Origin of the sequence: Listeria weihenstephanensis, from assembly GCF_003534205.1 — a bacterium.
In the GTDB taxonomy this organism is placed as follows: domain Bacteria; phylum Bacillota; class Bacilli; order Lactobacillales; family Listeriaceae; genus Listeria_A; species Listeria_A weihenstephanensis.
Genome location: NZ_CP011102.1, coordinates 996467 through 1018551 on the forward strand (window position 1 = coordinate 996467; position 22085 = coordinate 1018551).

Annotated in this window: 16 protein-coding genes; 12 read left to right on the forward strand and 4 right to left on the reverse strand. The window is 44.1% G+C overall.

The genetic code is table 11. The annotated features are described in order from the left end of the window. Positions 1-213 precede the first annotated feature (213 nt). The 3 genes from UE46_RS04755 to UE46_RS04765 all read left to right on the forward strand — a co-directional run bounded on the left by UE46_RS04755 (position 214) and on the right by UE46_RS04765 (position 11755). A complete protein-coding gene (locus UE46_RS04755; protein ID WP_159103070.1) occupies positions 214-8409 on the forward strand; it encodes a SpaA isopeptide-forming pilin-related protein in 8196 nt (2731 codons plus the stop codon). Between the two features lie 162 nt (positions 8410-8571). Further along, complete coding sequence (locus tag UE46_RS04760; RefSeq protein ID WP_036058451.1) at positions 8572-8982, forward strand: DUF805 domain-containing protein; 411 nt, start codon at positions 8572-8574, stop codon at positions 8980-8982. Positions 8983-9100: 118 nt separating this feature from the next. After that, positions 9101-11755: a cation-translocating P-type ATPase gene (locus UE46_RS04765; RefSeq protein WP_118907446.1), complete on the forward strand. Its 2655-nt coding sequence runs from the start codon at positions 9101-9103 to the stop codon at positions 11753-11755. A gap of 409 nt (positions 11756-12164) precedes the next feature. Here the strand turns inward: UE46_RS04765 and UE46_RS16470 are convergent, their stop codons facing one another. The 3 genes from UE46_RS16470 to UE46_RS04775 all read right to left on the reverse strand — a co-directional run bounded on the left by UE46_RS16470 (position 12165) and on the right by UE46_RS04775 (position 12968). After that, the gene (locus UE46_RS16470) at positions 12165-12281 is read right to left on the reverse strand and encodes a putative holin-like toxin (RefSeq protein ID WP_411431050.1); all 117 of its coding nucleotides are present in this window, start codon (positions 12279-12281) and stop codon (positions 12165-12167) included. 58 nt (positions 12282-12339) lie between these two features. After that, positions 12340-12627: a rhodanese-like domain-containing protein gene (locus UE46_RS04770; protein WP_036058452.1), complete on the reverse strand. Its 288-nt coding sequence runs from the start codon at positions 12625-12627 to the stop codon at positions 12340-12342. Positions 12628-12692: 65 nt separating this feature from the next. After that, positions 12693-12968 (reverse strand): DUF1294 domain-containing protein, encoded by a 276-nt coding sequence (locus tag UE46_RS04775; protein ID WP_118907447.1) that lies wholly within the window; start codon positions 12966-12968, stop codon positions 12693-12695. 99 nt (positions 12969-13067) lie between these two features. Here UE46_RS04775 and UE46_RS04780 point away from each other — a divergent pair, with 99 nt between their 5' ends. From UE46_RS04780 to UE46_RS04820, 9 genes are all read left to right on the forward strand, one after another. Continuing rightward, on the forward strand, positions 13068-13745 hold the full coding sequence (locus UE46_RS04780) for a hypothetical protein (protein WP_036058455.1): 678 nt from the start codon (positions 13068-13070) through the stop codon (positions 13743-13745). A gap of 67 nt (positions 13746-13812) precedes the next feature. Continuing rightward, positions 13813-14190 carry a RidA family protein gene (locus UE46_RS04785; protein WP_036058457.1) on the forward strand — a complete coding sequence of 126 codons (378 nt, stop codon included), beginning with the start codon at positions 13813-13815 and terminating at the stop codon, positions 14188-14190. A 43-nt stretch (positions 14191-14233) separates the two neighbouring features. Then, entirely contained in the window at positions 14234-15337 is a 1104-nt protein-coding gene (locus tag UE46_RS04790; protein ID WP_051492752.1) for a 5-methyltetrahydropteroyltriglutamate--homocysteine S-methyltransferase, read from the forward strand. 192 nt (positions 15338-15529) lie between these two features. Beyond that, complete coding sequence (locus tag UE46_RS04795; protein ID WP_118907808.1) at positions 15530-16963, forward strand: amino acid ABC transporter substrate-binding protein/permease; 1434 nt, start codon at positions 15530-15532, stop codon at positions 16961-16963. After that, positions 16956-17684 carry an amino acid ABC transporter ATP-binding protein gene (locus UE46_RS04800; protein ID WP_118907448.1) on the forward strand — a complete coding sequence of 243 codons (729 nt, stop codon included), beginning with the start codon at positions 16956-16958 and terminating at the stop codon, positions 17682-17684. The genes UE46_RS04795 and UE46_RS04800 overlap by 8 nt, the downstream gene beginning before the upstream one ends. 107 nt (positions 17685-17791) lie before the next feature. Continuing rightward, the gene (locus UE46_RS04805) at positions 17792-18469 is read left to right on the forward strand and encodes a response regulator transcription factor (RefSeq protein WP_036058463.1); all 678 of its coding nucleotides are present in this window, start codon (positions 17792-17794) and stop codon (positions 18467-18469) included. Continuing rightward, the gene (locus tag UE46_RS04810) at positions 18466-19845 is read left to right on the forward strand and encodes a sensor histidine kinase (RefSeq protein ID WP_036058465.1); all 1380 of its coding nucleotides are present in this window, start codon (positions 18466-18468) and stop codon (positions 19843-19845) included. The genes UE46_RS04805 and UE46_RS04810 overlap by 4 nt, the downstream gene beginning before the upstream one ends. Before the next feature lie 81 nt (positions 19846-19926). Then, positions 19927-21015, forward strand: coding sequence for an ABC transporter permease (locus UE46_RS04815; protein ID WP_036058467.1), 1089 nt, complete (start codon positions 19927-19929; stop codon positions 21013-21015). After that, complete coding sequence (locus UE46_RS04820) at positions 21015-21686, forward strand: ABC transporter ATP-binding protein (RefSeq protein ID WP_036058471.1); 672 nt, start codon at positions 21015-21017, stop codon at positions 21684-21686. Before UE46_RS04815 ends, UE46_RS04820 begins: the two co-directional genes overlap by 1 nt. Here the strand turns inward: UE46_RS04820 and UE46_RS04825 are convergent. After that, a complete protein-coding gene (locus UE46_RS04825; protein WP_036058472.1) occupies positions 21672-21884 on the reverse strand; it encodes a hypothetical protein in 213 nt (70 codons plus the stop codon). The two genes, UE46_RS04820 and UE46_RS04825, sit on opposite strands and share 15 nt — an antisense overlap. Positions 21885-22085 lie beyond the last annotated feature (201 nt).

Consider the following 22085-nt stretch of genomic DNA (forward strand, 5'->3'; position numbering starts at 1 on the left):
TATAAATTTATGTATGTTTGTAAATAGTATATAGTGGTATTTATTACTTCTGGAGTGTTTTTTGTAAAAAATATCACTCGTTTATATATTATTTTAGATAATTATAATGCGAATTTTGAGTTACTTTCATTACATATAGTCGAATAAGAAAGATATTCGGTTTTTTCAGAGAGAGAGGTAGCTGCTTTTTTTGCTTTAAAAATGGGGGAGAAAATGATGAAGAGGATACTTGCTTCGGTACTTACTGTTATGTTGGTGGCGTTTACGGTTTTGACGGCGATTCCTGCTCAGTCTGAAAATCTGAATGCTGTGGATAAGGATTTCTTTACGAGTGTTGCTGTTTCGGATGAGGACGGGAAGGTAATAAGCGCGGATACGGCGCCACTTGAATTGGGGAAAAGTAAGCTGGCTATTCGCTATGGCTGGACGATTGCTAGTGGAGATAATTTAGCTGGCAAAGAGGTTTATTTGACGATTCCGGAAAATGTGGATTTGGAGAAGGATTTGAATGAGGATTTCCAAATTGATGGTGTGACTTACGGGACGCTTACGACGGATAACGGGAAGCATACATTGCATGTGGTATTTAATGAGAAGGCTACTGGATTTACGGCGGATCAACAAGGGGAAATCGTTCTAAATGCGACGCTTAAAAGTGATACAAAAGAAAAGTCATTGCCGCTGAAATTTGATCTTGGTACGCAGTTAGTGACGGTGGATATTCCGTTGTTGCAAAAGGAGGTAAAGCCTGAAATTGCTGATAAAGATACTGAGGTTACAAAAGAGAAGCAGAAAGATCCAGTGACAAAGCCTAAAGCTAAGTCGAGTGCATCAGTTGCTTCTATTGAAGGTACAGCGATTACATCGAACATTTTGACGAACGTTATTTTTACAGATGCGGATGGTGTTCCTTTTACGGATGAAAATCGACCGACTGTGGATTCTTCAGCGAAAATTCAGTTTGAGTGGGCATTGCCGGATTCGCTTAATGTTAAAGATGGCGATACGTACACGTTTACATTGCCGAGCATTTTTGCTATTACGGCGCCAATTATGGGTACGCTTGGGGATTATGGGACATTTGTGGTGAATACGGATCACAAAGTGGTCATGACGTTTAATGAAAATGCGGAGACTTCATCGGAGGTTCACGGTGAGCTTCATTTTACAACGTATTTTGATAAGCAGCATGTCATTGGAATTACAACGAAAGAGATTACATTTCCAATAGAAGAGGCGATGTCGTTTACGCTTCATTTTGTACCGAGTGGTGGGACTAGCATTTCTAAAACAGGTGCCGCTAATGCTACGTATAACCCGACTTCGGTGAATTGGGCGGTGCAGGTTAACGGGAATCAACGACTTTTGAAAAATGCTGTGTTGAAAGATCCGATGCAGGCTGGACTTTCGCTGGATGCGGCGTCGATTAAAGTCTACAAATTGAATGTTTTTGTGGATGGGACGAATGCGCTTGGTGAGCTTGCGGACCCTTCTGAGTATACGATCGTGCCGAATGCGAATAATACGCTTGAGATTAGGTTTGCGGATAATACGATTAAGGCGTATGAGGTCAGGTACACGACGACGATTACGGATTTGACGAAAACGAGGTTTACGAATAGCGCGACGCTTACGAGTAGGGGAAATCCTTCTGTTACGGCGATGGCGACGGTGAATATTAATCGTGGGAAACGTTTGAATAAGTCAAGTACGTATGATTCTAAAACGCAAAAAATTTCTTGGACGATTAATTATAATTATGATACGGCTGCAATCTCGCAGTCTAACGCGATTATCCGCGATTTATTTACGAATACGTATGGACTTGTGGCGGGATCGATTGTTGTTAAAAATGTGAGTATTGATGGTGCGGGTGCGGCGACGGTTGGTAGTGTGGTGCCGAGTAGTGCGTATACGGTGACGCCGGTGTCGAATAGTGGGCAGAATGGTTTTAATTTGCAGTTCAATGCGCCGATTACGGGGGCGTATGTGATTACGTATGACACGGTGCCGACGGATTTGGTTACGAGTAATCTGACGGTGTCTAATCAGGTGAGCGCGCCGAATACGACGGCGGTGACGGCGACGAGGGCAGTGACGCAAGGAAATATTAGTAAGCGTGTCACGAGCACGAACTATAATACAAAAGTGATGCAATGGGAACAGATTATCAATAACAACAACTACATTATGAATGATGCTTTTATTAAGGATCGCTTTTCTTCGGATGGTTTAACGCTAGTTCAGAATTCGGTCAAGATAGTGGATATGAATAATGCGAGTAGTGTGCTTGTTGCGGGTGTGGATTATGTACTTGCGATGAACTCGGATGGAAAGGGATTCACGATTGAATTGATTGGGAATTATCAGCATAATATGACGCATACGTTGAAGTTGACCTACAATACGTCGTTCAATTATTCGGAAGTGACGGCGCCGAACAACTTTGAAAATGTGGCATCGATTATTTGGACGGATATTAGTGGCGATGATACGAGTTCGGTCGTTGTGAACGTGAACCCGGGTGATTATACGAAGAACAATGGCTTTAAATCGGGGACTTATAACGCTCAGACGAAGGAAATCACGTGGACGGTTGGCATGAACTATAATTTGCAGCCTGTTGCGGATCCGATTTTTACAGATCCGATTGCGGCGAACCAGACGCTGTTGTCGAACACGATTGAAGTGCATAAGATGACGCTTGGTACGGGGCAAAATAGTTATTCGGATGGCGGGATTGTGCCGAGTAGTGAGTATACGCTGGATACGACGGGCGGTGTGATCACGGTACATTTCAACCATAGTATTCAGATGGCTTATTATATTACGTATAAAACGAGCATCGCGGATAAGCTAATTGTGGCGTCTTACCAAAACACGGCGACGTTAAAAGATGGGGCTCAGAATTTTGCGTCGTGGACGGGTACGGTGGCGATTCCGAGTGGTGGTAGCTACGTGACAAAAACGGGTGTGCAAAACGGGAAAAATATTGATTGGACGGCGAATATCAATGCTGGTCAGTCTACGATTTCCAACGCTACGATTGTGGATACGCCAACGAGTAACCAAGTGTTGATTCCATCGACATTCCATCTGTATAAAACGGTGATTGCGGCGAATGGCACGTTTACGCAAGGTGCCGAGTTGGTGCAGGGGCAGGATTATACGTTAGATATTACGACGAATAACACGACGGGGGCACAGACGTTTAAGATTACTTTTGCGAATAAGATTTCGTCGGCGTATATTTTGAAATATAGTTCGTTTATTGATGCGAATGATAAAGAAACGGTGAGCAATAGTATTAAGCTGGCCGGTAGCAATATTACAACGGAGCAGGTGGAGACGGCATCGGATATTGTCGTGAAAGTGACGGACGGTGGTGGTAGTGCAACTGGAGTTCGGGGCACGATTACGGTGACGAAGACGGATAGTGGAACGACACCGCTTGCTGGGTCTACGCTCGCGCTCTATGATTCGACGGGGACGGTTGTATTACGCTCGGGCGTTTCTGGTAGCAATGGTCAAGTTGTTTTTGGTGCTTTACGGTATGGGAATTACATTATAAAAGAGCTGGTTGCACCGACGGGTTATGTTATTTCGGATTCCTTGGAAACGGGGATGGCGGTGAATATCGCAGCAACGACAAAAGCGGTGACGGTGAAAAATGCGCTGTTTGTTGGTGAGGCGACGCTGACGAAATATCAAACGAGTACGACGACGGCTTTGGCTGGTGCGGTTTATCAGTTGAAAAAAGGCAGCGATGTGATTCAAGACAATTTGACAACAGATAGTAGCGGGAAAATTAAAGTGACGAATCTGACGGCGGGTAGTTATTCGTTTGTTGAGGTGACGCCGCCAACGGGTTATCAACTGAATACGACGCCGGTTCCGTTTACGATTGCGGCGAAACAGACGACGGCGGTTGCGGTGAGTGCCTATGATGCGTTGATTCCGGGTACGATTTCACTGACGAAAGAGGATAGTGTGACGCATATGCCGCTTGCTGGTGCGGTGTTTAAACTGCTAAACAGTGCGGGGACGACATTGCAATCGAATTTGACGACGAACATGCAAGGGAAGTTGGAGATTCCGAATTTGCCACTTGGAAATTATACATTGGTTGAAACGGCGGCACCGACGGATTACAAGTTGGACACGACGCCGATTCCGATCACGATTTCAAAAGCGACGGGGAGTACGAATAGTGTTGCTAAAACGGTGACGAATACGCTGAAAACGGGCGGGGTTACGTTGACGAAGAAGGATAAGAAATCGGGATTAACGCTTTCCGGCGCTGTTTTCTCCTTGCAAAAGAGTAATGGCGATGTGGTGCAGGCGAATTTGACGAGTGATGCGTCTGGGAAGGTGCATGTGACGAATTTAGCGCCTGGAACGTATCAGTTTGTGGAGACGGCGGCACCGACGGGTTATTATTTGGATAGTACGCCGATTCCGTTTACGATTGTGAAATCGCAGTTGCAGGAAGTGACGGTTAACGCGCTGGATAAGGTCATTCCAGGGACGGTTGTTTTGACGAAGGTTGATAATGTGAGTGGGGAAACGCTTGCTGGTGCGACTTTTAAATTAGTGGACGGGGATCAGAATGAGCTGGAAACGGGGCTTGTGACGGATGCGGCCGGTAAGTTGACGATCGCGGACCTTGATCCGGGAAATTATGCGTTAGTGGAAACGGGCGCGCCGACTGCGTATCAGCTGAATAGTACGCCGATTCCGTTTACGATTACGCTCGCGCAACAGGATGCTTTGCAGTTGACGGCGGAGAATACATTGAAGACGGGCGCGATGATGTTCCATAAGGTGGACAGTGTTCAGGCAGCGCAGAAATTGGCGGGCGCGAAATTTACGTTGACGGATAGTGCGACGGGAAATGTTGTGGATGCATCGCTTGAAGTGGACGCTAATGGAGATTTGTACATCGATGGCTTGGCGCCGGGTGAGTATGATTTGATGGAAACGAAGGCACCGATGCATTATCAGTTGCCAACGACGCCGTACCATTTTACGATTGTTAAAAATCAGACGACGGCGCTTGATGTGAATTATGCAAACGCGTTGATTAAGGGCAAGGCGCAGTTGACGAAACGGGATAGTGTGAATCCGCTGCTTACGATTCCGGATGCGACGTTTGATCTGTTGGATGCGGATGGTGACACGGTGCAGACGGGTTTGGTGACAGACGCGGACGGTGTGATCACGACGCAGGACTTGGCTCCGGGTTATTATATGTTTGTGGAAACGAGCGCGCCATTTGGCTATATTTTAGACGCGACACCAGTTCCGTTTACGATTGGGAAGTCACAAGTGGGTGCGGTGAAGGTGGACGGGAGTAACGTGCTTACGCCAGGTGATGTCATGTTGACGAAGTTAGATCAGAAAACGAATACGCCGATTTCCGGTGCGACTTTTAAAATGGTGGATAGCAATGGGGATTTGGTGCAGGAGGGCTTGGTTGGCGGTTCTGATGGTGTGATTCGGGTGAATGATTTGGCGCCGGGTGACTATCAGTTTATCGAGACGGCGGCACCGACTGGTTATTATTTAAACGCAACGCCGATTCCTTTTACAATTGCAAAAGGGCAGATAGAGCCTGTATCGGTGAGTGCTCTGAACAAAATTATACCGGGGACTGTGACGTTGTCGAAAACGGATGACGTGTCGGGAGAAGCTTTGCCGGGTGCGATTTACAAGCTTATGGATGGCGATAATAATGTGTTGCAGGAAGATTTGACGACGGATACGTTTGGTAAAATCACAATTCCGGACTTGGATCCTGGCGATTATGCTTTGCAGGAAACAACAGCGCCGCAATATTATCAATTGGATAGTACGGTGATTCCGTTTACGATTGTAAAAGCGCAACAGGAAGCGGTGCAGTTAGCGGCGACGAACACGCTGGAAACGGGTGCTGTGACATTGCATAAGACGGATGATGTGGATTCGGATGTGAATTTGGCGGGGGCGAAGTTCTCACTGAAATCGGTGACGACGGATACAGACCTTGGCGAAACGGTAGCGACGGATCAGGAGGGAAAACTCTCGATTGATAATTTGGCACCGGGGGATTATGAACTGATGGAAACGGTGGCACCAAAGGATTACCAACTGCCAACGACGCCGATTTCATTTACGATTGTCAAAGGACAACAGACGGCTTTGGCAATCTCATACACGAATACCTTATTAACTGGTAAGGCGATGTTGACGAAATCGGATAGCGTGAACCCACTGCTCATGATTGAAGGCACGACTTTTGATGTGAAAGATGCGCAAGGAAACGTGGTCCAATCGGGATTAGTGACGGATCAAGATGGTCAAATTACCACGAAAGATTTAGCGCCAGGTGCGTACACATTTGTCGAAACGGAGGCACCATTTGGCTATACGTTAGATGCGACGCCAATTCCGTTCACAATCGTTAAATCGCAACAAAATATTGCGAGTGTGACGGCGACGAATACGCTGACAAAAGGTGGCGCTATTTTAACGAAGCTCGATCAGAAAACAAGAACGCCGATTGCTGGTGCGACTTTTAAAGTGGTGGATAGCAATGGTGACCTTGTGCAGGACAGTCTGACTGGGAACGAAGATGGTCTTATCCATGTGAATGATTTGGCTCCAGGCGACTATCAATTTATTGAAACGGAGGCGCCAGTCGGTTATTATTTGGATGCAACACCAGTAGACTTTACAATTGTAAAAGGACAACAAGAGGCTGTGGCGGTTCAGGCGCTTAACAAGATTATTCCGGGTACTGTGTCGTTAGCTAAATTGGATAGTGTGTCAGGAGAAGCGTTGCCAGGAGCTGTGTTTAAGTTGACAGATAGTGAAGGCGCGACGCTACAAGAAAATTTGGTGACGGACGTATTTGGGAAGATAACGATACCGAATCTTGATCCAGGAGACTACATTTTGCAAGAAACCCAAGCACCAGAATTTTATCAGTTAGATAGCACACCAATACCGTTCACCATTGTAAAAGCGCAACCAGAAGGGCTGTATTTGGAGGCTGAGAACACACTTTTGACCGGGTCGATTCGGCTGCATAAAACGGATAATATCAACCCATCTAAGAGTTTGTTAGGTGCTAAATTTAAACTGAAATCGCTGGGCTTAAATATCTCGCTTGGAGAAACGGCTGCAACGGATGAAACCGGAGATATCTACATCGATAATCTAGCGCCGGGCGAATACGAATTGATGGAAATACAGGCACCAACGCACTACAAATTACCGACGATACCGCTCAAATTTACCGTGGTGAAAGGACAGCAACAAACTTTGACGATTAATTATGCGAATGAGCTTATACGCGGCAAAGCGATGCTATTGAAGGAAGATAGCGTCAATCGCGATAACCACTTGTTTGGGGCAGTTTTCAAGGTAGAGGATATGAATGGCAACGTTATTCAGAGCGATTTAACGACGAATTCAGATGGCGAAATGGAAACGGCTGATTTATTACCAGGCGACTATCAGTTTATCGAGACAAGCGCGCCGATTGGGTATGAGCTTGACCCAACGCCTGTAGCCTTCACGATTGTTCCATCGCAACAAGAGGAAGTCAAGGTAACGATGCCAAATACGCTTATCCCAGGTTCGGTTAAGTTGACGAAGACGGATAATGAGACGAAAGAACGGCTAGCAGGTGCCATTTTTGACTTATATACGGACGGTGGAACGCGCATCCAGGAAAATCTTGTGAGCAATAATTTGGGCGAGTTAGGTGCGACGGACTTAGCACCAGGCAATTATTATTTCCAAGAGAAGACAGCGCCAAAAGGTTATTTGTTGAATACCGCTAAAATACCGTTCACGATTGATGAAAACCAAATGGCAGTGAAAGAAGTAACATTTACCAATCAAAAAGATTTTGGTAGCATCATCGTTCATAAAGTTGATCGCGATGATAAGAAAATATCGTTAAAAGGCGCATCGTATAGCATTCTAGACGCGAATCAAAAAATCGTTGCCAAAGGAATCACGCAGGCAGATGGTAAAGTTCATTTCCCTAAATTGGTTCCAGGTACGTACTATGTCAAGGAAGTGAAGCCACCAAAAGGTTATACGATTGATCCGGCACCGAAGAAAGTAGCGATTCCAGAGCTTAGTACAGAGCCAATTACGGTTGTTGTAACCAACGCGAAGATTGTAGTGACACCGACGAATCCGGATCAACCGGGCACGCCAGACAAGCCGGATACCAATACACCAACACCGATGAATCATGGCAGCAATACAACGATAAAAACACCGATGGAAAATGGTAAGCAGACGTTGCCGCATACCGGTGATACAGATGAATGGCTGTACTTACTGGCTGGCGGGTTCATGATTTTTAGTACAACGATGGCAAGCATTCTTTATACGCGCAGAAAAAGATAAGTAGAACGTTGAAAAGCGTTGCTGTTCGGGGAGCTTCAGAAACTCCTTGAATAGCAACGCTTTTTCTTGCAACGTAAGATTATTCACCAAAAAATAACTTACAATTTGTGACTCCCTCCTGTATAATAGAAGTTCAGACTAAGAAGAAAACAGGAGGAAACGATGCATTTATTTTTTGCCTATAAATTGTTCTGGCTGAATTATGCAGAATTTAAAGGCCGATCAGTTAGATGGGAATTTTGGTTTGTTTTATTGTGGCACATCGCCATTTTTAGCATACTGCACGGAGTCACGCAATTGGGAAGTATTTTTGATTTATTAGGATTTGATAGTCATGTGGGCATTATCGTTGTTGCGGTTGCCAATGGTTTGTTGATGGGTTATGAACTAGCCATTATTGTCCCGCTTATTGCCTTGATTGTGAGGCGGCTTCACGATATGGATGTGACTGGTTGGGTTGCCCTTGTCGGACTTATTCCGGCGATTGGGGAAGGTTTGATTTTACTGCTTATGTGTGCAAAGTCGAGCCCCGGACCCAATAAATATGATGATGAAAAAACTAGTATCCATTGAGGAGCCTAGTTTTTATCTTTAGTTAAGGTGTTTTTCGCGATTTCGTGGTTTTTTGATTTGAAAATGGGGTTTTTCGGGTATAATGGGTAATATACTGTAAAAAATGAGGTGTTTGGGGATGCAGAGATATCAAGAGGAAGCGGATAAGGTATTAGAAGAGTTAGAAACTTCTGCGAAAACTGGGTTGACGACGGCTGAGGTTACGAAACGGTTGGAGCGGGATGGTTATAATGAGTTGAAAGACAAGTTACGGGATCCTTTATGGAAACTGTTTTTGGAGACGTTTAAGGATCCGATGGTGATTGTCTTGCTTGCAGCGGCGTTTGTGCAGATTTTGATTGGCGAGGTTGTGGAGTCACTGATTATTTTTGCGGTGCTGATTCTGAACTCGGTGATTAGTGTTGTGCAGACGAGGAAGGCGGAAGGGTCGCTTGATGCGCTGAAAGAGATGTCGGCACCCGCGGCTAAGGTGATCAGGAACGGTGAGAAGTTGACGATTGCTGCGCGGGAACTCGTTGTCGGCGATATTGTTTTGCTGGATGCTGGGGATTTTGTTCCGGCGGATGGGCGGATTTTTGAAAGTGGTTCGCTTAAAGTGGACGAGGGCATGTTGACGGGGGAATCGGAGGCGGTCGAAAAACATATTCGGGTGATTTCGGAGGACGTGGCGCTTGGGGATCGGAAAAACATGGTCTTCAGTGGCGCGCTGACGGTTTATGGTCGTGGTGCTTTTGTCGTGACTGGAACGGGTGGCGGTACGGAAATCGGAAAAATTGCTGGACTGCTTGAGAGTGCTGAGGCGAAACAGACGCCATTGCAACAAAAATTGGAGAGCTTTAGTAAGAAGCTGGGTGTCGGGATTTTGCTGTTGTGTATCTTGATTTTCGCGATTGAGGCTGGGCGTGTTTGGCTTGGCGGTGATGATGGAGATATGACGAAAGCGATTTTGAACGCGTTTATGTTTGCGGTGGCTGTGGCGGTTGCGGCGATTCCGGAGGCGCTGTCGTCGATTGTAACGATTGTGTTGTCGGTTGGGACGAACAAGATGGCAAAACGGCACGCGATTATTCGGAAGTTGCCGGCGGTTGAGACGCTTGGTTCGACGAGCGTGATTTGTACGGATAAAACGGGGACATTGACGCAAAATAAGATGACTGTCGTGGATTATTATTTGCCGGATGGAACGCAGGAAGTTTTCCCAGATACGCCAGATACGTGGTCGGAGGGTGAGCGACGTTTAATTCATATCGCGGTGCTTTGTAATGACTCGAATATTAATGAGGAGGGCCTCGAGCTTGGTGATCCGACCGAGGTTGCGCTGATCGCGTTTAGTAATAAGAATAATAAGAATTACAACGAGATTCGTGAGCGGTATATGCGCGAGGCAGAGATTCCGTTTGATTCGGAACGGAAGTTGATGTCGACGGTGCATACATTTGATGGGCAAAAAGCGATGCTGACAAAAGGTGGACCAGACGTCGTGTTTGCGCGCTGTAGCCAAGTATTTTTGGATGGCAAGGAGCAGCCGCTGACAGAAGAACTAAAAGCGACTTTGATGCAGGCCAACGAGGACTTTTCGAATCAGGCATTGCGCGTTTTGGCCTATGCTTACAAGCGCTTGGACGGTACGCAGACGGATGTTGATTTAGACGATGAGCATGATTTGGTGCTTGTTGGTTTGACGGCGATGATCGATCCGCCACGTGAAGCGGTTTATGCGGCGATTGAGGAGTCGAAAAAAGCGGGAATTCGGACTGTAATGATTACGGGTGACCACAAGACGACAGCGCAGGCCATTGGACGCGATATTGGCTTGATGGAGCCGGATGACATCGCGCTAACTGGGCAAGAGCTTGACGCTTTATCGGATCAGGAACTCGATGATAAATTGGAGCATATTTCTGTTTATGCACGTGTTTCTCCTGAAAATAAAATTCGAATCGTAAAAGCTTGGCAGAAAAAAGGCAAGGTGACTTCGATGACGGGTGATGGTGTCAATGATGCTCCAGCTTTGAAACAAGCGGATATTGGTGTGGCGATGGGAAGTGGGACCGATGTTGCCAAAGATGCTTCGGCGATGGTCTTGACGGATGACAACTTTGTATCCATTGTGAGCGCGGTGGAAGTCGGCCGTACGGTATTTGATAATATCAAAAAAGCAATTGCCTACTTGTTTGCAGGGAATTTAGGCGCGATTATTGCGATCCTTTTCGCACTCGTATTTGATTGGATTAATCCTTTCACAGCGCTACAACTTCTGTTTATCAATTTGGTCAATGACTCGTTACCAGCGATTGCTTTGGGAATGGAAAAAGCGGAGCCAGACGTGATGGAGCGCAAACCGCGGGATATTAAAGAGGGTATTTTTGCGGGTGGAACGATGCAGGCCGTGATTACGCGTGGTGTTTTGATCGGGGCTGCGGTTATTATTTCGCAGTACATCGGCTTACAACATTCACCTGAAATCAGTGTCGCAATGGCGTTTACAACGTTGATTCTAGCGCGTACTTTGCAAACTTTTGCGGCCCGTTCGAACAAACAAACAGCGTTCGAAGCAGGATTTTTCAGTAATAAATACGTGATTTATGCCGTTGGTGTGTGTTTCGTATTATATGGCGTGACCGTACTTCCCGGCGCGCGTGAAATCTTCTCGATTCCGGCATCATTTGGTTTAAGCGAGTGGGGAATCGCTGCAGGACTAGCACTTGGCGCAGTTATTTTGATGGAATTAGGTAAAATTGTGGGACGGATTGGAAAACGTAAAGAATCTTAATGTAGATAAAGAGTATGAGTCTGGGACATAACCAAGATAAATCGGCGGCAAGCGTTCGCACTCAGGGAGTTTGGCGGACTTCCAGTTCTCACATACACAAGTATGCTCCGCTTCTGGCTTCCACCAAACTCCCTGAGTACAAACGCTTTCGCTCGATTTGTTTAAAGCAAAATTTTTCGTCCTACCCGAAGAAAAGAGGCGCTTCTGCTTTATCTTGAGTTTTGTTTCAACCTTGTATTTTTTTGGATTACTAGTTTGCAAGGAAAGAGGATATTTGATATGATGAAAGCGAAAAGAGAGCCATGAGTCAAACACGACTCCCTTTAAGATTAGAGCCGTTTATGACGGTGGCGCAAGTAAATTCAGATCATAATAATCATCTATTACCCCGCCAAGAGTGAGTAGATGATTATTCTTTGTCCTTTTGCATTGCTTTCACAATGAAGACAATTAGGTCGATAAAGGAAACGATGAAACTTCCAAAACCGAGTATAAGTATCAAATAATATAGAACAAAAAAGTACATTGTACCTATTTTTATAGGCGTAATGTACTTTTTTATTTACATAAATTACGTGAGAAATTTATTCTTTCTCAAGCCAGGCGTTCATTCCACCAACGACATTTTCGCATTGGAAACCGCGAGCACTTAAATACTCGCATGCTTGTGTGGAGCGATTGCCAGAGTAACAAATGACGCTGTAAATCGTATTTGGATCAAGTTCATCCACGAAATTTGGCAGGCCAATTAATGGGATGTTGCGCACGCCTTCAATGTGAACGGCATTAAAATCTTCGGTATCGCGGACGTCGATAATGTTTGTAGCGGATCTGTTTTCTAGTTCTTCGACTGAAATTAGATTAAAACTCATATAAAAAACTCCTCTCGAATAGTTTTAGTTTAACGCATGAGAGAGCTTCGAAACAAGTTCTCTGCTTACCTGAAATAATAAATGAGATAGCTGATAATTCCGATGTGAAGTAGAATCGAAAACGGAACGAGTAACTTGAATTTCCATTTATGTGTTTTGTGGTGAAAGGTGTACATGCCGATCCAAGAACCGATGCCACCACCCAAAAAGGCGCAGAGTAATAGCGTGGCCTCAGGGATTCGCCATTGATGTTTCACGGCTTTACTTTTGTCGATAGCCATGGTCGAAAAGCCAATCACGTTCATCATTAAATAGTACGCTGAAGCGAGTAATATAAGCATAAATACCTCCCTAGTGAATTGGAAAAGCTTAAAAGTGCTAAATAACGGGTAACTGGTTATAATTATATCATATTAGAAATGAAGGGGAGGAATTAGACGATGATTCGAGATTATGCTACTTTTTTGGGGATGACGATTGTGAGGCCAGTGAAAACGAGCATGCAAGCAGAAAATAGACATGGGGCTTTCGGACTTGTTCATGTGTTGTTATTTGTTCTATGTTTGACATTCCAATATGGCTGGAACATGAAAGATGTGATTATTAATTCGCTGCAAGGGTTTCCTGTCATTCAGCGCGTGATTACGACAATTTTTGTGTCATCGGGGCAGGTTTTCTTCTACATACTTGTGATGATGTTACTGAATATCATGGTTGTCTGGCTTGCGGTACGTTATGTGATGGGAATTAAAGAGGTGACATTTTTCAAATGCGCGGCTGGAATTGGTGGCATGATGACGGTTCCACTCGTGATAATTATCCTTTCTCTATTCGCGACTTGGTGGGTTTCAACACTTGTTTCTGTTTTGCTTTGTATTGTGGCGCTCTTATTCTTACCTTTTGCGTTGATGTACTTTATTATTGGGCACTACGAAAAATCACGGGTGGATGTATATTGGATCAGTTTACTCGTCTTTATTTTAGTCGCGGTGATTACAATTGAAGGAATGGTTCTTCTTGTCCAAATTTTCACATCTAACATTCAGGCGTTGACACAAGAGATTCACCAAAACGCGGTACATTGGATCGAGGTGTTAAAAGCGAAGTTACCTAGATAAAGATTGCAAAACTATCAGAATTGACATACAATACTAACATAAATGATAACTTAGGGGGATATGACAAATGACAAAAGAAATAATTCATACAGATCAAGCACCAAAAGCGCTAGGACCATACTCGCAGGCGGTAAAAGTAAACGGTTTTATTTATGCATCGGGACAACTTGGAATTGATCCAGCAACGGGTGAAATGCTGGAAGGTGTGGAAGCACAAACAAAGCAAGCTTTCACGAACATTAAAGCAGTTCTAGAAGCGGGCGGATCGAGCCTTGATAAAATCGTTAAAACGACCGTCTTATTCAAAGATTTGGGTAATTTTATCGCGGTCAATGAAATCTATGCATCGTTTTTTGAAGGGGACTATCCAGCACGTAGCGCGTTTCAAGTCGCTAAATTGCCGAATGATGCGGATATTGAAATCGAAGTAATTGCAGAAGCGTAAATGAAAAAGCTAGGCGACACATAGACAGATGGGAGAGAAGAACATGGCAAACGCACCGTTTAGAGCAGATCAAGTAGGTAGTATTTTACGAACGGAGGCCCTTAAAAAGGCACGATTAGATTTTAAGGCTGGCGAAATAACAGCCGCTGAGTTACGACAAGTAGAGGACAACGAGATCAAGCATATCGTTCAGAAGCAGAAAGAAGCTGGCTTAAAGGCGGTGACAGACGGTGAGTTTCGCCGTGCTTGGTGGCATTTCGATTTTCTGGAGGGGCTTGACGGCGTGGAAGGATATGACGCTGAAAATGGCATCCAATTTGCGGCTGTTCAAACCAAGACGCATTCTGTTAAAATCGTAGCGCCTATCGATTTCTCCGACCATCCGATGCTGGCAGATTACCGATTTTTACATAGCGTTGTGGGGACGGATGCCGTTGCTAAAATGACGATTCCGAGCCCAGCGATGTTACATTATCGCGGTGATATCGAGTATTCGCCGTATTTAGAAGATAAAGCTTTGTTCTTGCATGATTTGGCACGAGCATACAAAAAAGCGATTCAGGCGTTCTACGATGAAGGTTGTCGTTATTTGCAGCTGGACGATACTTCTTGGAGTTATTTATGTTCTGACGCCGAGCGAGAAGTTGTTCGTGCGCGGGGCTTTGATCCCGATGAATTGCAGACGATTTATAAAGATTTGATCAATGAGGCGATTTCGGAAAAACCAGCGGATATGGTCATTACGATGCACATTTGTCGTGGAAACTTCCGTTCGACGTGGATTGCTTCTGGTGGCTATGAACCCGTTGCCGAGACACTTTTTGGCGGCTTGAATATTGATGGTTTTTTCTTGGAATATGACAACGATCGTTCTGGTGATTTCGCGCCATTACGTCATGTAAAACGTCCAGATTTGAAAATTGTACTCGGTTTGATTACCTCGAAAAATGGCGTTTTGGAAGATCCTGCGTTAATTAAAGCGCGAATCAAAGAAGCATCGGAATTTGTGCCACTTTCTCAGTTATGTTTGAGCCCGCAGTGTGGTTTTGCGTCTACCGAGGAAGGTAATATTTTAACCGAAGACGAACAATGGGCAAAGTTGGCTCACGTTGTTGCGATCGCGAAGGATATTTGGTCGGATAAATAAAAACAAAATAGAGAAAACCTTGAATTAGCGCCTTTTTTTCAAGGTTTTTTTGTATGCTTTACTAAACTTATCCGAAAAGGGTATTTCCAATAAGGTTACATTATGATAAAATCGAGTGTGGATTGGCTTTTTATAGCATTAAAAAAAGAACATAAATTTTATATACATAATCACATAAATGGGGAGGAAACAATGAAAAAGACAAGAATCTTATTTTTACTATTGTCATTTGTAGCTGTATTCGCGATGGTTGCGGGCAGCTTTGTACCAGTTGCGCACGCGGACGAAAAGAAAACGTATGAGATCGGGACGGACGAAACTTTTGCCCCGTTTGAATTTCAGAATAATAAAGGCGAATTAATCGGTATCGATATGGATATCTTAAAAGCCATTGCGAAAGACCAAGATTTCGATTATAAAGTGAAGCCACTCGGTTTTAATGCCGCGGTTCAGGCGCTTGCAAGTAATCAAGTAGACGGCGTTATCGCTGGGATGAGCATCACCGACGAACGCAAGCAGAAATTTGACTTCTCGGAGCCTTATTTTGAGTCAGGTATTGTGATGGCGATAAAAAAAGGCGACGATACGATCAAGTCGTATGAAGATTTGCGTGGCAAGAAGGTCGCGGTCAAAACGGGGACAGAAGGCTTCGAATTTGCCAATGCGAACAAAGATAAATATGGCTTTACGCTAGTGCCGTTCGATGATTCTGCGAGCATGTATGCGGATGTTAGAACTGGTAATTCAGCGGCTTGTTTCGATGACTATCCAGTGCTGGCTTATGGCGTCAAACAAGGAAACGGCCTCGCAATTGTAACCGAGAAAGAAAAAGGTAATTCTTACGGTTTCGCGGTAAATAAAGGCCAAAATAAAGAACTACTCGAAAAATTCAACGCTGGACTTGCGAATATTAAAGCAAACGGCGAGTATAAAAAAATTGTAGACACGTATATCGGAAGTGAAACAACACAAAAATCGTTCTGGGATCTTCTCGTAGAAAGCGCGCCAGCTTTATTACTCGGTCTGTGGTATACGATCAAATTAACCCTGATTTCACTTGTTTTTGCGGCAGCTTTAGGACTTGTATTCGGATTCCTAAAAGTGAGTCGTAGTAAAATTTTGAGAGGAATAGCAACGGTTTATGTCGATATTTTCCGTGGTATTCCGCTTATTGTACTAGCGTTCTTCGTTTACTTCGGTATTCCCGAGGCGCTAGGTTTCAAAATGGATGCTACCGTCGCGGCCGTTATTACCTTGAGCTTAAACGCAGGTGCTTATATTACCGAGATTATCCGAGGCGGAATCCAAGCAGTTGATAAAGGCCAAATGGAAGCTGGGCGTTCTCTAGGCTTACCATACGGCAAAACCATGATCAAAATCATACTTCCACAAGCGATACGCGTTATGATTCCGTCATTCATCAATCAGTTTGTCATCACGCTGAAAGATACGTCCATCATGAGTGTTATCGGTCTTGTCGAGCTAACCCAATCAGGAAAAATCATCATCGCGCGGACGTTTGAATCCTCCACTATTTGGTTGATTGTCGCGATCATGTACCTCATTGTCATCACGGCGTTAACGAAACTATCCAATGTGATGGAAAGGAGAGTTAATAATGACTAAACTCAAAGTAACCGATCTAAAGAAAAATTTTGGCACCAATGAAGTTTTAAAAGGGATCAATTTAGAAGTGGCGGAGGGCGAAGTAGTTTGCGTCATTGGCCCATCTGGATCTGGTAAGAGTACTTTTTTGCGGTGCATGAATCATCTAGAAGATATCACGGCAGGCGAGGTCGTTGTCGATGATTACAATATTACCGACAAGAAAACGGACATCAACAAAGTGCGCGAGAACATCGGTATGGTATTTCAGCACTTTAACCTATTTCCGCACATGTCCGTTTTAAAAAATATCACGCTCGCACCAACAGAGCTTAGCAAACAGTCCAAAGAAGATGCGAAAAAAGCTGGTATGGCACTCTTAACACGCGTTGGTCTGGCGGATAAAGCAGATGCAAAACCAAGTCAACTTTCCGGTGGACAAAAACAACGTGTCGCGATTGCACGAGCACTTGCGATGAATCCAGATATCATGCTTTTTGACGAGCCAACCTCGGCGCTTGATCCAGAAATGGTCGGCGAAGTTCTTGGCGTTATGAAGGATCTGGCCAAAGAAGGCATGACGATGATGGTTGTGACGCATGAGATGGGCTTTGCCAAAGAAGTTGGCGATCGCGTGATTTTCATGGACGGCGGTTACATTGTCGAAGAAGGTACGCCAGAAGAAGTTTTCGATCATCCGAAACATGAACGTACCATCAGCTTTTTAGAAAAAGTACTGTAAAAATAGAGAGAAACCGCTACGTGTTTGATGCGCTTAGCGGTTTATTTTTTTAGTTAGGCTACTTTTTTGATATGATGAAGGTGACAATGAGAAAGTGTGGGTTTAAGATGAAAAATATTCTTGTAGTAGATGATGATAAAAATATTCGCCAACTTGCGGGACATTATTTGCGGGCGGAGGGTTTTCATGTCGTAGAGGCTGGGAATGGTGTTGAGGCAGAGACGATACTTGAAACGCATCAAATACACGTCGCGGTGGTAGATGTGATGATGCCAGAAATGGATGGCTACGCGCTATGCCAGAAAATCCGTCAGAATCATGCGGAGATTCCGGTGATCATGCTAACTGCCAAAGATTCGTTGACGGATAAAGCGCGTGGTTTTGAGGCGGGAACCGATGATTATCTCACCAAGCCATTCGAACCGCAAGAATTAATTTTCCGAATCAGGGCGTTGCTTAGACGCTCCAACCAAGCGAGTGAAGTGAAAATTAAGATTGGGCGGATTATTATCGATCAGAAAAGTTACGGTATTACGATTGGGAAGCGTGAATTGATGATTCCGGTGAAAGAATTTGAGCTACTTTACCAGTTGGCGAGCTATCCTGGTCGCATTTTTACGAGGGAAGAGTTGATTGAGCGGATTTGGCATCGCGATTATGATGGGAGTGATAGAACGGTAGATGTTCATATTAAGCGGTTGCGAGATCATTTTGATGAAAAAATGGATGGCATTCGGATTACTACGGTGCGCGGCGTCGGTTATAAATTGGAGGAATTAACATGAAAACGCTATATTTCCGCATTATTATAACGATGTTTGTTGTTATTATCGCCAGCAGCCTGCTCGGTTTTGTGTTCGCGAATATTTACTATCAGACGAAGTTAAAACCATTTAATGATCAAAAAGTAACGAAGATGGCGCAGGAAATTCAAGGGTTTTATGAGGCAAACGATGAACTCGCGCTAAAAGATTATCTGGCCAATATCGGTGAGCTTGGTTATGAGCTATTTTTAACAGATGGGGCTAATCAATCGGCTTATTTCGGTGGTGAATTTCGGAAAAAAGAGCTACCGCAAGAAACCGTGCAACAAGTTTTGGATGGGAAAACGTATCATGGGATCGATCAATTTGATACAGGAATTTTTATCACCGGTTTTTTTGACAATGATATTAGGAATACGATTGGTGTACCGGTGACGAATGATGGAGAAACACAAGCCTTATTTGTGCGGCAAGATCCGGAGCAACAGTTTGGCGAGTTGCGAATTTTCTTTGCGATGATTCTGGTTTTCACCTCGATTATCAGCATTTTACTCGTTCTAATCAGCGGACGGTATATCGTTCATCCGATTGTGAAGCTGACGAATGCGACGAAAAAAATTCGAAAAGGCAACTACGATGTCGGTTTGCAAGTCAGGCGTAAAGACGAAATTGGGCAGCTTGCAGATTCCTTTTCCATCATGGTGAAGGAACTCGAAAAATCAGAAGCAGCGAGGCAGGAATTCGTCGCGAATGTGTCTCATGAACTGCAATCACCGCTAACTTCGATGAAAGGTTTTGCGACGTTGTTACGCTCGGAGACATTAACGAAAGACGAGCGCGCGAAGTATTTAGAGATTATGGCAGACGAAACGGCGCGATTATCCACGTTGACGAAACAACTCCTAACACTCGCTTCTTTGGATCAAGAAGTGGACCTACTCAAGCAGGAAACATTTGATTTAAAAGGACAATGGAAGCAGCTATTACAAATGACAGAGTGGAGTTGGCGCGAAAAGAGATTGACAATAGACATTGACTTGGCGGATATATCCTATAAAGGCGATGCGGAATTGTTATACCAAGCGTGGTCTAATTTGTTAGTAAACGCAATTAAATATACGCCACCAGAAGGCAAAATAACGATTCGCTTAACAGAAAATGAGACGGATATCATTGTGAAAGTAGCGGACAACGGGATTGGCATTCAGGCTGCGGATTTACCTGAAATTTTCACGCGCTTTTATAAAACCGATCAAACAAGGCCGCGGGTGGAAGGTTCTAGTGGGCTCGGTTTATCGATTACAAAGAAAATCATTGATCTACATCATGGAACAATAACGGTAGAAAGTGAGCTCGAAAAAGGAACGATCTTCACGATAAGACTACCGAAAAATTGAATTTGTAAAATTAGATTCACATTCCGTTTACAAAACTCCTCTAAACTAAGCGTATGAACTTAGATGGAGGAGTGAAACGGAATGTTTTTAGCATGGAGAGAATTACGACACGCAAAACTGCGGTATTTTTTAATTGGATTAATTATGGTGCTCATCGTTTGGTTGGTACTTTTTGTGTCGGGACTTGCGAATGGGTTGGCAAATGACAATGGTGCCGCGATTAACTCGAGTAAAGCGACATATTATGTATTACAAAAAGACTCGGATAATCGCTTAACTCGGTCGAATTTGACGGAGACACAAGCAGATAAAGTCACGGATCAGGTTGAGAAAACGGAGGCGACCAATTTAGGTGTCCAAATGGGGACAATCACGCCACCGACCAAGGATAAGAAAACAGATATTACTTATTTCGCGACAGACTTAGATAGTTTTATGAAACCTGATATAACAGAAGGAAACATGGCGAAAGCAAAAGATGAAGTTGTCGCGGATATTTCTTTGAAAGAATCAGGATATGAGCTAAATGACCAGGTTAAAGATAGTGCCACTGGCCAAAAATTCACGATTACTGGTTTTACGAAAGACAATACGTTTAGTCATTCTCCCGTTTTATTTACGAACTGGGACGGCTGGGATCTTGTTCACCAAACTAACAAGGGTGCAGAAGGAGCTTATACAGCTGTAGCGCTCCATATTTCAGAGAAAACGGCGGATAAATTGTCGCTCGGTAATCTAGAGTTAGCAACGAGCAAAGAAGTTCTACAGGGCATTCCTGGTTATTCAGAAGAACAAGGATCGCTACTCATGATGATCGCCTTCTTGTTCGTCATTGCCGCCTTCGTGTTAGCCGCATTTTTCTATGTCATCACGATTCAAAAAATAAACCAATTCGGTATTTTAAAGGCAGTTGGAGCAAGGACGGCATATCTCGGTCGCAGCATTGTGAGCCAAGTCATCTTATTATCCATCGTGAGCCTATTGATCGGAAACGCGCTAACCTTTGGACTTGCCGCGATATTACCTGCAAGCATGCCATTTGCGCTTAGTCCATTACTTGCTATCGGTTGTTCTGTTTTATTTTTGATCGTAACCGTTCTTGGTTCGTTGCTATCACTTTATCGCGTAGCTAAAATAGATGCACTAGAAGCAATTGGGAGGGCAAACTAATGACACTGAAAATGGAACATATTTATAAATCATATCAAGATGGTGACAAAGAAATTGAGGTTCTAAAAGACGTATCACTTGAGGTGGCACGCGGTGAATTCGTTGCGATCGTTGGCCCATCAGGCGCTGGGAAAAGTACATTCCTATCTATCGCGGGTGCATTACTTTCGCCGACATCCGGTGAGATCACGATTGGTGATGAACGACTTAGCTCGCTATCCAAGAAAGAGTTAGCAGATGCGAGGCTTCAGAAAATCGGCTTTATTTTTCAAGGCGCGAACTTGATTCCGTATTTGAACGTTCGCGACCAGTTGTTGGTCATCAGTGAACTTGCTGGGGAAAAATCAAAAACTAAAAAGGCTGCGGCGGATGAATTACTTGAAGAACTAGGTTTGGGTGCGCGCAAAAAAAATTATCCAGAAAGCTTATCGGGCGGTGAGAAACAACGCGTGGCGATTGCCAGAGCGCTGATGAATAATCCAGATGTTATTCTAGCGGATGAACCGACGGCGAGTCTTGATAAAGAGCGAGGACATGCCGTTGTCCAAATGATCGCCGATGAGGTGAAACGGAAAAATAAGGCAGCGATCATGGTGACGCATGACGAACGTGTTCTAGATCTAGTTGATCGCGTCATTCGCATTGAAGACGGCCGATTATATCCCGTATAAATAAAAAATATAAGCATTCTCTCGTTCCTCATTGGAATAAGAATGCTTATATTTCTTTTGGTTTATACGCTCCTGCTTTGTTTTCGTTGTTTTCGATCTTAAATCAAAACTTGCAAAAGGGCTTCTTTTCACACGCGGATCGAGTTTTCCTTCCCGAATCCATTTCTCACGTTGTTTTTGGGCATTTGATTTTGCCATATTGTATCACCTCATTCTCTATTATACACAAAATCCCTGAAATACGCTTTTTTTAGATAATTATTCGGGTCTAAACCGTTTTCATGCCTCAAAATGAAAAAATAATTCGTAAATAACAACTTTTTTTGGAAAAAGGGGTATTTTTGTCAGATGATTTGTGTTAAAGTGAACCTATAGAGAAAAATAAAAAAACGGGTTGTT